This window comes from Clostridiales bacterium (assembly GCA_025757645.1).
GTDB lineage: Bacteria > Bacillota > Clostridia > Oscillospirales > Oscillospiraceae > CAG-103.
The window spans coordinates 1,306,566-1,320,125 of record CP107216.1; the positions used below are offsets into that span (position 1 = coordinate 1,306,566).

Sequence of the window (13,560 nt, forward strand, 5' to 3'; positions counted from 1 at the left end):
AGAAAAACACATGAGAGCATACCAGAACGTGGACGGCGGCTTTACCTTCGGCGTCCACGAGTACGACATTGCAAAGACGACCGCGATCAAGGCCGGGCAGGTCGTGAAGCTGAGCGAGGGCCTCGTCGTGGCGGCGACGGCTGCCGAGACCGGCGCGATCCTTGGCGTGGCGAAGGAAAACCACAGCGGCGCCGAGGATGCGATCAACCCGCGCAGCAACGGCACGAAGATCCTCGTGTACGACGACCCGGGCATGATCATGCGCTGCAAGGCACCGGTGATGGCCGCGACCAGCGGCAGCGCGACGACCTTTGTCAGCACTGACCTTGCGACGCTGGCGGACGACGACCTGAACGGCGGCTACATCGTGCTGGTCGAAAAAGGCGCGAGCAGCACCAACACCGACGAGCTTGGCAGTGTGCGCCGCATCACCGACTTTACGGCGACGAGCAAGACGCTCACGACCGCGAGCGGCGGCACCATCTGCGAGGGCGACAAGTACATGATCTTCCCGCCGCTGATGTTTGCCAAGGGCAACTTCGACGCGGACATTCAGGCGCTGGTGCTGACGGCGACGGCGGCGCTGCCGGTGAAGGTCGTGCAGATCGACCTCGTGCACGGCGAGATCGGACTCGTGGCGAAGAGCCACGCACTGAGATAAGGGGGAAGCAAAATGGACCAGGCATGGAAAACTGACCTTTACAAGTTTGTGGGCAAATCCTTTGACTTTGCCTATGCAAACCGACTCAACAAGCTGCTCGCCATCATGGGCGAGGAGAACAGCAGCAGCGTGGACTTCGAGCTGACCGGCACGGGCGGCTACGGCGAACTGCGCGAATACACCGGCGAGCTGAACAAAGGCGATATGAAGCGCGGCTTTAAGACCATCATCACGCCGGGCGAGTTCTCGCTGACGATCCCGGTCGGCTACAAGCAGGCCAAGATCGACAAGACGGGCGAGTGCAAAAAGGTGGGCAAGCGCCTCGGCGACTCGGCCGCGATGACCGTGTACACCCACGCGCTGCGCATGTTCGGCAACGCATTCAACTCAGATTATGCCGGCGGCGACGGCAAGGCGTGGGCTGCGACTGACCACCCGTGCGCCAGCAAGGGCAGCCAGGGCCGCAAGTACATCGCCGACCCGGAGGCCGGCACGTACAGCAACCTGATCAAAAAGGCGCTGAGCGTAGATGCCATCACGGAGGCACAGACGGTCGGCGGCAAGCTGCTGACGCCGGACGGCCTGCCGTTTCTGGCCGACTACAACACGCTGCTGGTCAGCCCCGACCTCGAGGCCGAGGCAAAGAAGATCTGCGGCGACGGCGCGAAGCTGCGCCCGACCGGCAACCCGGCAGACGACACGAACGCGGCCAACCCGCTGTATGACCTGCACTACATGGTCATCGGCGGCGGCGCGCTGGGCTTTGCGAAAAAGCAGTGGGCGATCTGCGACGCAACCCTGATGAAGGAACTGTGCAAGATCGTGTACATCACGCGGCCGACCGTGTTCGACAACGGCGACACCGACCCGCTGAAGGAAAACTTCACGGGCTACGTCGATTTCGGCCTGGGCTGGGGCGACGCGAGACAGATTATCTTCTCGAACCCGGCCTGACATAGAGACAACCAAAGCCGCCGGGCGCAGACGCGCCCGACGGCGCTGCCGTATACGGAGGGACGCATGAAGAAGCAGAAACAGCAGCCGGCGAAGGGCAAGCGCATGACCTATGCCGAAGCCGTGCAGAGGATCAAGCGGGGCAAGAAGAAATGACGCTGGGCGAAGGGAAGAAGAAAGTCTATGAGCTGCTGGATGAATACTCCTCGGGCGGCGAGCTGACAGAGGACAAGGACATCGAGCTGAAGCTGGCGGACTTTTTCGACATCGCGCAAAAGCGCGTGGCCATGGTCAAGCGCATTGTCGCCGTGAAGACGATCAACCGCACGGCCGGGAAGACGGAATACAGCATGCCGGGGAACTTCGGCGGGCTGTACCGCGTGTGGCGCGACGGGAAGGTCACGGGGAAATACCGCTGGAAGGGAAGCAAGATCGTGATCCCAGAGCGGGACGCGGCCGGGACGATTGAGGTGGAATACTTCAAGATCCCGGAGACAATCGGCGCGGAGACGACCGACGACACGGAATTCGAGGTGGCGGAGGACGCTGCGCAGGCCATGCCGTTTTTCGTGGCGGCGCAGCATCTGTTTCCGGATCTGGTGGTGGATTACTCGGCATACATGAACCAGTTCGAGCGGATGCTGCAATCTCTGGACACGCGCATTCCGGGAAGCGCAAGCGGCGGCGGTGTGACAAACAGCTTTTACAGGGGGGCTTAACCAATGGCGAGCAGGAGCGGAGTCAATATCAAGACGACGATTTACAACACGTTCAAGGGCGTGGACTTTTCCACGGACCCGTGCCTGGTCGACCGGCGGCGAAGCCCCCTTTGTACCAACATGGTCGCAGACTCCGGCGGGATGCCGGAGAAACGCTGCGGCTGGCGCACACTGCATAAAGTGGGCGGCGGAGCCGTGCACGGAATGTGGACGGCGCGGTTCGGCGAGGCGCAGAAATCCGTCGCCCACATCGGGACGAAGCTGTACAGCTGGGACGACACGGACGCGGCGCCGGTGGAGCTGATGACCGGGCTCCACGACGGGAGAAGCCAGGGCGTGCTGCTGGGCGGCAAGCTGTGGATCGTGACCGGCGGGGAGCTGCTGCGCTACGACGGCACGACGGTGACGGACATCACGGCGAGCGACGACGTGTACATCCCGGTGACGGTGATCGCCCGCAAGCCGGCAGGCGGCGGCGAGCCGTATGAGGATATCAACCTGCTGGGCAGATACCGGGAAAACCGGTTTCTGGCGGACGGAACGAGCAAGGTGTACCAGCTCGACGGCGTGATCGACGCCGAGGGCGATGTGCGTGTGTGGGTCAACGGTGAGGAGACCACGAGCGGCTGGACGGCAGACCGGACGGCCGGGAACGTGACATTTGGCACGGCGCCGGAAGCGCCGGCGGCCGGACAGGAGGACAACGTCCGCATCCAGTACCCGCACACCGTGAGCGGATATGCCGACAGAATCAAGAAATGCACGATCATCACGGCATACGGCATCAACGCGACGAACCGCATCGTGCTGTCCGGCAACCCGGAGCACCCGAACCTGGACTGGACGAGCGCCGTGAACGACCCGACGTATATTCCGGATCTGAGCTACAGTGCTGTCGGGCTCGAGGGCGTGCGGATCATGGGCTATTGCCGGATCGGCGAATATCTCGGGATCGTAAAGGAGGAAAACGCGCAGGACAGCAGCGTGTGGATCCGCAAGGGGACGCTCGACGGCGACGGAAAGGCGGTGTTTACCGTACAGGCGGCGCTGGCAGGCGTCGGCGCGGTGAGCACGGGGTGCTTTGCCAACCTGCTCGATGAGCCGATGTTTGTGAGCGGGACGGGAATCTATGCGCTGGTGAGCAGCAACTACGCCTCCGGGCGCGTGACGCAAAACCGGAGCTGGTACCTCAACGCGATGCTGACGGAGGAGCGGGGACTCGCAGACTGCACGGCCGTGCAGTGGAACGGCATGTTTCTGCTGGCCGTTGGCGGCGGCGTGGTATATGTGCTCGACGGCCGGCAAGAGCGCAGCTACCGCCGGGCGAGCAACAGCGACTACATCTACGAGGGGTACTACTGGGACGGTATTCCGGCGGTGTGCTGGATGGTGCGCAAGGACGGAGCAGACGAGCACCTGTATTTCGGGACGGACGACGGGCGCATCTGCCGGTTCTCGAGCGACTGGGACGATATGCGCAGGTTCTCGGACGACGGCAAGGGAATCGAGGCAATCTGGGCGACGCGCGTGGACGATGACGGAGACGCGACGGTGCTCAAGACGATGATCAAGCGCGGCGCAAGTGTGACGATCAAGCCGCACCAAAAGACCAGCGCGACGGTATACGTCGTAAAGGACGAGGACGCCGAGAAGCTGGTGGCATCCGGGTATCGGTCGATCTTCAACTGGGACGATATCGACTTTACGGATTTCACGTTCGAGACCTACGACGGGCCGACGGACATCATGCTCAACACGAAGGTGAAAAAGTACAAGCGGCTGCAGATCATCGTGGTGAACCACGAAAACGAGCAGGGGTTCGGCGTGTTTGCAATTACGAAGCACTATGTGGCCGGAAACTTTGCGAAGCGATAAGGAGCGGATATGCTGAAACGGAAGAAAGACAGGGAGCGGCCGGCAGTGACCGGCTATGACTATTCTGACCGGGAGCACAGGGAGCAGACCATTCAGGCGCTGTTCGGCAAGGCGCAGAGCGCGCGCAGAGCGACCGAGCGGGATTGGGAGCGCTACAACGACTACTATAATTTCATCCACGACATCACGGGCGAGACGCAGGAGGCATATGCCGATGCGGAGATGCCGTTTGCGCCGTCAGTGATGCCGGATGCGTTCATTCACGTGGAAAGCCAGATCTGCGCGACGGTTCCGGAGCCGGAGTTTCGCGGGCGTGACGACGGGATGGACCCGCAGAAGGCAAAGGAGCGCGAATACGCGGCGCGGTTCGTGTGCGACAACAACCGGCTGAAGGACAAAAACACGGCGAACGAGCGCAGGTTGATCAAGCTGGGGGATGCGTTCTGGAAAGTGTTCTGGGATCCAACGATGGTAACTGGCGTCAATGAGGGCGACATCCGCGTGGATGATGTGCCGGTTGAGAGCATCTACCCGGATCCGGCGGCGAGAGAACGCGGCCTGCAGGCGGGGCAGTATGTGTTCCACCTGTACCGGATGCACAAGGTTGCATTTGTGCAGCAGTATGGCAAAGCGATCGAGGAGGTGGGCATGGAGCCGGAACACATCCTGTCAAACGACTATGCGCAGGACCTGGACCTCTTTGATCTGTCGACCTCCATCAACGAGGACGACGACACGGTGACGGTGCTCGAACACTGGTTTAAGCAGCCGAAGGAGACGGAGGAAAACGGCGTGCGCGTGCCGGCTGGGGCGGTCGCCTGTTCCATCATTGTAGGCGGCCACGAAGTGAAGTACATCCCGAATTATTGGGAAAACACATGCCGGCAGAACCACCTGTTCCCGTTCGTGCATTACTGGCGTATCCGGGACGAGAACCAGTTTTACAACAAGTCGGAGCTGTTTGCGATCATGGATTTGATCGACATGGGCGACCGGAAGCTCGCCATGGCGCAGCTCAATGACGCGATGATGTCCAACGACGTGATCGTGCGCGAAGAGAACGCGCTGGCAGATGGATCAGAGCTGGACAACCGCCCGGGCGGTGAGATCGTCGTGCGCGATGGGCGGCTGAGCGGCGTGCAGCGGCTCGGCGGACTGCAGCCGCTGCGCAATGCGGCGGACAGCGTGGCATGGATCACGGAGCAGATCCAGCGCACGAACCGAAACTTTGACAGCAGCCAGGGCAGGGAGACGACGCGGCAGACGACGGCCACAGCGCTTGCCATGCTGCGCTCGGACGCGGAAGAGCAGGCCAACATTAAGACCGCGGACAGAACGGCCGGATTCGAGCGGCTGTACGAGCTGATCGACTGGAGTGTACAGGAGTTTTACGATACGACGCGCCACATCTATATTGGCTCAAAGAAAAAAGGAGAGCCAGACGTGAGCTTTGACTATCTGTCCGGGAACTACACGGAGACGATGCCGGCGATCGTGGACAGCGTGAGCGGGCAGATCGTGCGCGAAGAGTATGACTACTGGCCGCGCGTGGACGTGATCGTTTCGGCAGGCGACGGAATCGTGCACAGCAAGCAGGCGACACTTAAGGCGCTGGAAGGACTGGCGGCCATGAACGTAACCGCGCAGAACTACAAGGTGCTGGCGGCAGAGCTGGAGGTGCTGGATATCCCGCAGAAGCAGGAGATCATCGACGGCTGGCGCCAGCAGTTTGAAACGCCACAGCAGGAAGCAACAGAGGGCGGACTCACACAGGCACAGACGGGCGGCCTTGTGCCGGAGAGCTACCTGTCGCCGCAGGACGAAGGGGGCGTGATGATGTGACGTGCAAAACATGTGGAATTGAAATGATGCTGCTGCGCCGAGATGAGTACGGCGTAGCGATTTACGCATGCAGGAACGCGGCCTGCCCACAGACCGGGCGGGAAGTAAAGGAGGTCACAAATGGCATTCACAATTCCTGACGATGAGCTTGGCACGGTATCGAAGCTGAGCAATTACCCGAACCGCATCGAGCGGCTGAAGGCGGCAACACTCAAGGGCAGATTCGACGCGGACGCAAAAACAGTGATGGGAGCACTCAAGAGATTGATTCAGGAGCTGGGGCTTGCGACGGCGGCAAGAAACGTCGGCTTTGAAAAGACGACCGCGGTCAACGCTGATAACGTGCAGGACGCGATCGAGAACGTGCAGAGCCAGATTGCCGATGTTTCGCAGAGCGGAATCGCAGATGCGTCCATAACGGCGGCAAAGATTGCCGACGGCGCAGTCGGTACGGCTGCAATCGCGGACGACGCAGTCACGGCGGGCAAGCTGGCGATGAGCGCGGTCGACACCGACGCGATCAAGTGGGGCGCTGTAGATGCGTACCGCCTGAAAGACGCAGCCGTCACGGAGGCAAAGCTCGCAAATGGGTCTGTAACGGAAAGCAAGATCGGATACTATGCCGTGACAGGAAAGAAGATTGCGAGCGGCGCGGTGACGAGTGAAAAAATTGCAGACCGCACGATCAATAGTGCAAAAATGGGCGATGCGTCCGTGACGGAAAGAGCCCTGTGCGACGGCGCGGTGACGAACGACAAGGTAGGCTATAAAGCACTCGGGGAAGCAATATCTGTTACGCCGTCTTTCATGAAATCTGGCGGAACGGCGTCGGTAAACTCTTGCGCCTTCCGGTATGTGAAGGCTATCGGTGTGATGCTGTTTCAGATCGAACTGCTCGGGCTGTCTCAGCAGGAAGTGGATTCCGGCGTAATTCTTACGTTTTCCGGGTTGGATAAGCTGCCGAGCGAGGACGCGGGATTCGCGGCCGTAGTTCAGGTGGCGTCGATGACCGGGCCGAGCGGCTTTGCGCTTGCAAGTGCATGTTTTTACGAAGGCGGCGGACTGCGCATCGTGTATCCGGATAGCGTGAGCACCGGTGGCACCGTTATCACGTCTCTGTCCGGCTGGTACTTCTGCTGATGAGGTGAAAAGCAATGGCATATATCAAACGAGGCGAGGCAAAGACCGTTCCCGTGCGTGTGAAATTCAACGACATGGACGTGTTCCCGCTTGGCAACGTGGACGAGATCGCGTTCAAGTTAGGCGACAGTGTGCGCAAGACGTGGCCGGACGCGGTGCGGTATGATAATGTAAATGACCGGTTCCTGCTGACGCTGACGCAGGAAGACACGCTATCCCTCGATGTGGGGCAGGCGGAGCTGGAGATCACCTGCAACTTCAAGGGCGCGGGCAATATCCTGAAGCCGAAGAAAAACCCGAAAATCAAAGTGCTGGACTGCACGGACGAGGAGATAATGGAATGAGCGACAAGATCGAAGCCGAGATCCTCGATGTGTTTGGAGAAGAGGTAGTCGCAGCCGTTGACACGCCGCTTGTTGTGATCGAAGGCCCAAAGGGTGACCCCGGCAAGGACGGCCACAGCCCAGTGGTAACGGCCACCAAGTCCGGAGAGACAACAACAATCAGCGTGGACGGGGCGGCCATTGCCACGGTCGAGGATGGCGCAGATGGTGCGCCGGGAAAAGACGGCCCTACCGGAGCTGCGGGCAAGGACGGCCACAGCCCGGTGGTAACAGCCACAAAGACCGGCAAGACGACAACAATCAGCGTGGACGGGGCGGCCATTGCCGCGGTCGAGGATGGCGCAGATGGTGCGCCGGGAAAAGACGGCCCTACCGGCGCTGCGGGCAAGGACGGCCACAGCCCGGTGGTAACAGCCACAAAGGCCGGCAAGACGACAACAATCAGCGTGGACGGCGCAGCCATTGCCACGGTCGAGGATGGCGCAGATGGTGCGCCGGGAAAAGACGGCCCTACCGGCGCTGCGGGCAAGGACGGCCACAGCCCGGTGGTAACAGCCACAAAGGCCGGCAAGACGACAACAATCAGCGTGGACGGCGCAGCCATTGCCACGGTCGAGGATGGCGCAGATGGTGCGCCGGGAAAAGACGGCCCTACCGGCGCTGCGGGCAAGGACGGCCACAGCCCGGTGGTAACAGCCACAAAGGCCGGCAAGACGACAACAATCAGCGTGGACGGCGCAGCCATTGCCACGGTCGAGGATGGCGCCGATGGCAAACCGGGGGCTGCTGGCGCGGACGGTGTTACGCCGCACATCGGTGACAATGGCAATTGGTACGTTGGCAGCACCGATACCGGCAAGCCATCGCGTGGAGCAACCGGAGCACCGGGCAAAGACGGCGCCGATGGCAAACCGGGGGCTGCTGGTGCGGACGGCGTTACGCCGCACATCGGCGACAATGGCAACTGGTATCTTGGCAGCACGGACACTGGCAATCCATCGCGCGGAGCAACCGGCGCACCGGGCAAGGACGGCGAAAAAGGCGAACCCGGCGCACCCGGTAAGACACCTGTCAGAGGCACGGACTATTGGACGGCAGCTGATAAGCAGGAGATTGTCAACAGCGTCATAGCCGCCCTGCCTGATGGCACGGAGGTGAGCTACTGAGATGAAAAAGCTCTACGAAGAAACCGCCGTACAGGACATTGCAGCAGCTATCCGCGAGAAAAACGGCACTGCAACGAAATACAAAGTCGCGGAGATGGGCGATGCTGTGAGGCGCTGCTTGAACACCGGAGTGGAAACCGAAGTGTACACATTTGACCAGTGCCGCGCAGAGGTAGACAGGTATCTGAAAAACGTCACTTACGACCCCTCGGACTACGCTGTCTCGCAGATACCCGAATATGTGACGACAGTGAGCGCAAACCGACCTGTTGGCGTAGACATTGTGATGAAGTCCGCCGGAACGCTGACAATCGTGGACGGGTACACAGGTAACAGTGTTTCGCAGCCGGTCAGCGCAGGAGCAATCACAATCTATAACTGCACACCGGGCTCGATATCAACTTTTGTGCTGCTTGTTGGCGGAAAAGTTATCCAGCAGGGCGTCATTAAACCGACCGGAGCGTGCCGCATGATTCATTTGCTGAACGTGGGCAACGTGCGCGATCTTGGAGGCTGGGATTGCGATGGTGGCAGGGTAAAGTACGGGCTGCTCTTCAGGGGCGGCGAGATGTATGGATATCTGACCGATGACGGCAGACAACAGGCGATTGATATGCTCGGAATCCTCAAGGAAATTGACCTGCGTTTTGCGTCTGAACTGAACGGCAGGACAGAAAGTGGCTTTGGACCGACCGTAGATATGCTGTGGGTTGATATGACATGGAACGACCTTGCGTATCAGAAGTCAAGCGGGAATATCAAGGCGATCTTCGACCCGCTCTTCGATTATGTCATCGCAAACAAGCCGACATACTTCCACTGCTCTGCGGGCGCAGATCGAACGGGCGTGGTCGCTCTGCTGTGCGAAGCGATACTTGGGGTATCACAATCCGACTGTGATAAGGATTACGAACTCTCGAGTTTTAATTCTGGCGTCAGCACAGATGCGGAAGCCCGTCGCAGGAACGAAACGCCGTGGACGCGCGAGATTAACTACTTGAATGCCTATCCTGGTGCGACATTCCGCGATAAGGTGGTTAATTTTATGGTGTCGTGCGGCATTACAATCGAAAAAATCAACGCTTTCCGAGCAGCTATGATCGACGGGACGCCGGAGACAGTGACGGCAGATATCGCAACGTACAGCATCACAAAAACACTCACTGATGTCACAGTCAGCAACGGAGCGGCATCTGTGCAGCAGTACCAGCCGTTCGTAGCAAGCATCACTCCCACGAACGGCAAATTGATTGAATCCATCAAAGTGACGATGGGCGGGAAGGACGTGACTGCTGCTGTATTGCGTGGCAGCACGGACGTGCTGAGGCGAGCTGTACGGGTCGCTTTGACAAAATGCACAAGTAGCAACCCACGCGCGTATGTCATCGACGGGCAGTCTTATTGTACTGCGATAACTGCCGACACGGGGTGCGAAGTCAGTAATGTAAAAATCATGATGGGAGGTGAGGACGTGTCCACATTTTACAAAGATGGGGTCATAGCTATTCCAGAGGTGATCGGCGATATTGTTATCACGGCAACCGCTGTAGCCCAAGCCCCAGCATATACAAACCTGCTTGATGCCGCGATTGACATGGATGGAAACGTCATCGGGCATACGCCTATGTATAAAAATATGCGATACAATAGCAGCAGCGGTGCACCTGTTGCACACTCAGGGACGAATATCACGGGCTTGCTCCCGGTCAAAAAGGGTGATGTCGTGCGTATTCGATGGAAAGGGAACACTGATGTGTCATATCAATCTATCAAGTTTTTCAAGTCTGACCGAACCCAAGTCAAAGTCGGATATACATCTTTGGCCAATATCGAAAAAGGCCAAGCAGGGCCTGTTATAAACTTTAATGCTGCCAATGGAGTTGCCGATTTTGAGTTTACCAGCTCAAATGGCGCAGCCTATTTTTCAATCGTGCTCTACGACACGCTGGAAAATGTAATTGTTACTACAAACGAAGAAATCATATAAGTCTCAAAAGAGCCTCTTGTTGATTTTACAGGATGCCCTACAGCATCGGATTGATGAGATGCAGAGATGAAGGAGGTAACAGCTGATGGAATTTGTTTCTTGCGATCCGTCAAATTACCGCGCCGGGCGCACGCAGCCGGTGCGGTACATTGTGATGCACTACACGGCAAACAACGGTGACACTGCGCGCAACAACTGCGATTACTACCACCGCGTGGGCGGCCTGCAGGCCAGCGCGCACTATTTTTGCGACGAGCACGGCGCGATGCAGTCCGTGCGCGAGTGCGACACGGCGTGGCACTGCGGCGCGCGGGCGTACTGGCACCCCGAGTGCCGCAACGGCAACAGCATCGGCATTGAGATGTGCAGCCGCAAGCGCGCCGACGGCAGCTACTACATCCTGCCGGAGACCGTGGCCAACGCCGCGGCGCTTGCGCGGGAGATCATGCAGCGCTATGGCATCGACACGGAGCACGTGCTGCGGCACTACGACGTGACGGGCAAGCGCTGCCCCATGCCGTGGGTGGATGACCCGGCGCAGTGGACGGCATTTCTGGCCATGCTGACGCCGGAACACCCGAACGAAGAGGAGGAAGAACCCATGACACGATACAACAAAATCGACGACGTGCCCGATTGGGCGCAGGACACGGTGCGCGCGCTGGTGGATGCGGGCGCACTCGGCGGCGTGGGCGGCGGTAATCTGGATCTGTCCATGGATATGATCCGTGGCCTTGTGGTCGGCACCAAGTACGCAGCGGCATGCAACCCCCGGTACGAGACGATCAAGGACATGCCCGACTGGGCGCAGGAGGGCGTGCAGCGTCTGGTGGAGCGCGGCGCGCTCAAAGGAGACGCCGACGGCAATCTGAACGTGACGATGGATATGCTGCGCACGATGATCGTGTGCCAGCGCATGGTCGATGAAAAGTAAAGGAGAAATACATATGAATGCACCTAGTAAAGCAATGGAACTGAAGGCAGCCATCTCGGCTGTGCTGGCCGGCATGACGGCGTTCTGGGGGTGGACAGGCTGGCTCGTGATCGTCTGGCTGATTACGATGATCCTGGACTATGCGACCGGCTCGTGGGCGGCGCTGTCGACCGGAACGTGGGATAGCGCCGTAGCGCGTGCCGGCCTGTGGCACAAGCTCGGCAGCATCGTGGCCATGCTGGTGGCACTGCTGCTGGATGTGGCGCTGTCGGCGATTATCAATTATGGCGGATTGGGATTTGAGCTGCCGTTTACATATAAGACGGCTTTCTTGCCTTTGGTGGCGATTTGGTACATCGTGACGGAACTGGGCAGTATCACAGAAAATGCGGCGAGGCTGGGCGCTCCGGTGCCGAAGTTCCTGACGGACTGCCTGGCAAAGCTGAAGGACAAAACGGACGAACATAAATAACAGCATCCCCGCCGGAGAACCCGGCGGGGAAAACACTAAGGAGGCTATTATGGACGCAGGGCAGACCACCAGCTATATCGACGAAAACGGGCAGAAAAAGACCGGCATCGTCGCGCCGAGCTACAACAAGGACACGGACTATGCGAAATATATGCAGCGAGCTGCTGCGGATGGCGACATGGGTGCGGCATCGTACTACGAGAGCCAGCGGAACAAGAAGATCGCCGGGGAGGGCATGGATTACAGCCCGTCGAGCCTATACGCGCAGTATGCAAAGCAGTACACACAGGATGAAATGAACCGGCTCGAGAGCGGATACACGCCGAGCTACAACGTGGGGACGGACTACGCCAGCATGGTGGAGAAGGCGGCAAAAAACGGCGACTACGCCGCTGCGGCCTACTACGAGCAGCAGCGGAACAAGAAGATCGCTGGTGAGGGTATAACACAATATCAGCCGGAATACACCTACCAGAAATACGCGAAAGACTACGATGACGCACAGCGGGCGGAGCTGGAGCGTGGATACCGGACGGCGGCGGAAAAGGCTCAGGAGACCGGCTACCTCGAGAGCACGCTGAACATGCTGCAGGAGCAACTGAAGCAGCAGCTTGCGGCGAACGAGACGGAGAGCGCCAAGCAGACGGAGCTTGCGATGCTGAAGCTCCAGCAGCAGAAAGAGGAAGCGAAGAAGAAATACGACAGCACAGACCGGCAGCTTTACATCGACATGATGAAGGAGCAGAAGGCACTTCCGGAGCAACTGGCCGGGGCCGGGTACACGGGCGGCGCCACGGAGAGCTCACTGCTGAAAAACAGGCTGTCGTATGAGCAGGCGCTGCGAGAAAACGAGGGCGGCCGCGCAAGCGCGATGACGGCACTGGATGTTGCCGGAAATGCAGCGGAGCTGCAGCGGCAGATCGCAAAATCGCAGGCTGACCAGACGGCGCGCAGCAACTACCTGACCAACTACAGCAGCATCATGAGCGGGCTGCAGAGCCAGCGAAACTACGAGCAGGAGCAGGAGCTGGAAAGGAAACAGCAGGAGATCAGCTACGCACTGGCGGCGGCGGACAACTTGGCCAAGTACGGAGACTTCTCTGGATATGAAAAGGTGACGGACAGTAACGGCAACCGCCTGTATACGGACGCGCAGATCGCGGCAATGAAGGCAGAGTATGACGCGCTGAAGGCGGCGAGCACCAGAACAAGAAGCACGGGCGGCGGCGGGGGTTATAGCTACAGCGATTACAGCTATACACCGGCGGAGACGCAGGAAGAAACCGAGGAGACGCAGGACTGGACATCTGGCGATTTTGTGGCGAAGCTGGCTGAGGCGAAGCAGTCGGGATGGACGAACAAGCAGCTCCGGGCGCAGATCGACCAGGCGAAAAAAGACGGCCTGATCTCCAGGGACAGCGCAATCCGGCTGAAGTACCAGTACAGAGATTAAGGGGGCACACCAT

12 protein-coding genes are annotated in these 13,560 nt (G+C 59.4%); all 12 read left to right on the plus strand.

Annotated features, from left to right (window positions below; all coding sequences use genetic code 11):
* The first annotated feature begins 10 nt into the window (after positions 1-10).
* The 12 genes from OGM61_06135 to OGM61_06190 all read left to right on the plus strand — a co-directional run bounded on the left by OGM61_06135 (position 11) and on the right by OGM61_06190 (position 13,547).
* The gene (locus OGM61_06135) at positions 11-661 is read left to right on the plus strand and encodes a hypothetical protein (GenBank protein UYI83448.1); all 651 of its coding nucleotides are present in this window, start codon (positions 11-13) and stop codon (positions 659-661) included.
* Positions 662-673: 12 nt separating this feature from the next.
* On the plus strand, positions 674-1,615 hold the full coding sequence (locus OGM61_06140; protein ID UYI83449.1) for a hypothetical protein: 942 nt from the start codon (positions 674-676) through the stop codon (positions 1,613-1,615).
* A gap of 152 nt (positions 1,616-1,767) precedes the next feature.
* On the plus strand, positions 1,768-2,334 hold the full coding sequence (locus OGM61_06145; protein ID UYI83450.1) for a hypothetical protein: 567 nt from the start codon (positions 1,768-1,770) through the stop codon (positions 2,332-2,334).
* A 3-nt stretch (positions 2,335-2,337) separates the two neighbouring features.
* Complete coding sequence (locus OGM61_06150; GenBank protein ID UYI83451.1) at positions 2,338-4,209, plus strand: hypothetical protein; 1,872 nt, start codon at positions 2,338-2,340, stop codon at positions 4,207-4,209.
* 9 nt (positions 4,210-4,218) lie between these two features.
* Positions 4,219-6,051, plus strand: coding sequence for a hypothetical protein (locus OGM61_06155; GenBank protein ID UYI83452.1), 1,833 nt, complete (start codon positions 4,219-4,221; stop codon positions 6,049-6,051).
* 120 nt (positions 6,052-6,171) lie between these two features.
* Entirely contained in the window at positions 6,172-7,191 is a 1,020-nt protein-coding gene (locus OGM61_06160; GenBank protein ID UYI83453.1) for a hypothetical protein, read from the plus strand.
* 14 nt (positions 7,192-7,205) lie between these two features.
* Positions 7,206-7,535 (plus strand): hypothetical protein, encoded by a 330-nt coding sequence (locus tag OGM61_06165; protein ID UYI83454.1) that lies wholly within the window; start codon positions 7,206-7,208, stop codon positions 7,533-7,535.
* Positions 7,532-8,701, plus strand: a complete 1,170-nt coding sequence (locus OGM61_06170; GenBank protein UYI83455.1) for a hypothetical protein — start codon at positions 7,532-7,534, stop codon at positions 8,699-8,701. Before OGM61_06165 ends, OGM61_06170 begins: the two co-directional genes overlap by 4 nt.
* Position 8,702: 1 nt before the next feature.
* Complete coding sequence (locus OGM61_06175; protein UYI83456.1) at positions 8,703-10,688, plus strand: tyrosine-protein phosphatase; 1,986 nt, start codon at positions 8,703-8,705, stop codon at positions 10,686-10,688.
* Between the two features lie 85 nt (positions 10,689-10,773).
* A complete protein-coding gene (locus OGM61_06180) occupies positions 10,774-11,622 on the plus strand; it encodes an N-acetylmuramoyl-L-alanine amidase (GenBank protein ID UYI83457.1) in 849 nt (282 codons plus the stop codon).
* Positions 11,623-11,656: 34 nt separating this feature from the next.
* A complete protein-coding gene (locus tag OGM61_06185) occupies positions 11,657-12,094 on the plus strand; it encodes a phage holin family protein (GenBank protein UYI83458.1) in 438 nt (145 codons plus the stop codon).
* 49 nt (positions 12,095-12,143) lie between these two features.
* On the plus strand, positions 12,144-13,547 hold the full coding sequence (locus tag OGM61_06190; protein ID UYI83459.1) for a hypothetical protein: 1,404 nt from the start codon (positions 12,144-12,146) through the stop codon (positions 13,545-13,547).
* The last annotated feature ends 13 nt before the right edge of the window (positions 13,548-13,560 follow it).

What these genes read in the sequence shown, in the direction of transcription:
- OGM61_06145 (UYI83450.1), top strand. Translation starts at nt 1,768, where the DNA reads ATGACGCTGGGCGAAGGGAAGAAGAAAGTCTATGAGCTGCTGGATGAA.
- OGM61_06190 (UYI83459.1), top strand. Translation starts at nt 12,144, where the DNA reads ATGGACGCAGGGCAGACCACCAGCTATATCGACGAAAACGGGCAGAAA.
- OGM61_06160 (UYI83453.1), top strand. Translation starts at nt 6,172, where the DNA reads ATGGCATTCACAATTCCTGACGATGAGCTTGGCACGGTATCGAAGCTG.
- OGM61_06135 (UYI83448.1), top strand. Translation starts at nt 11, where the DNA reads ATGAGAGCATACCAGAACGTGGACGGCGGCTTTACCTTCGGCGTCCAC.
- OGM61_06185 (UYI83458.1), top strand. Translation starts at nt 11,657, where the DNA reads ATGGAACTGAAGGCAGCCATCTCGGCTGTGCTGGCCGGCATGACGGCG.
- OGM61_06180 (UYI83457.1), top strand. Translation starts at nt 10,774, where the DNA reads ATGGAATTTGTTTCTTGCGATCCGTCAAATTACCGCGCCGGGCGCACG.
- OGM61_06155 (UYI83452.1), top strand. Translation starts at nt 4,219, where the DNA reads ATGCTGAAACGGAAGAAAGACAGGGAGCGGCCGGCAGTGACCGGCTAT.
- OGM61_06170 (UYI83455.1), top strand. Translation starts at nt 7,532, where the DNA reads ATGAGCGACAAGATCGAAGCCGAGATCCTCGATGTGTTTGGAGAAGAG.
- OGM61_06150 (UYI83451.1), top strand. Translation starts at nt 2,338, where the DNA reads ATGGCGAGCAGGAGCGGAGTCAATATCAAGACGACGATTTACAACACG.
- OGM61_06175 (UYI83456.1), top strand. Translation starts at nt 8,703, where the DNA reads ATGAAAAAGCTCTACGAAGAAACCGCCGTACAGGACATTGCAGCAGCT.
- OGM61_06165 (UYI83454.1), top strand. Translation starts at nt 7,206, where the DNA reads ATGGCATATATCAAACGAGGCGAGGCAAAGACCGTTCCCGTGCGTGTG.
- OGM61_06140 (UYI83449.1), top strand. Translation starts at nt 674, where the DNA reads ATGGACCAGGCATGGAAAACTGACCTTTACAAGTTTGTGGGCAAATCC.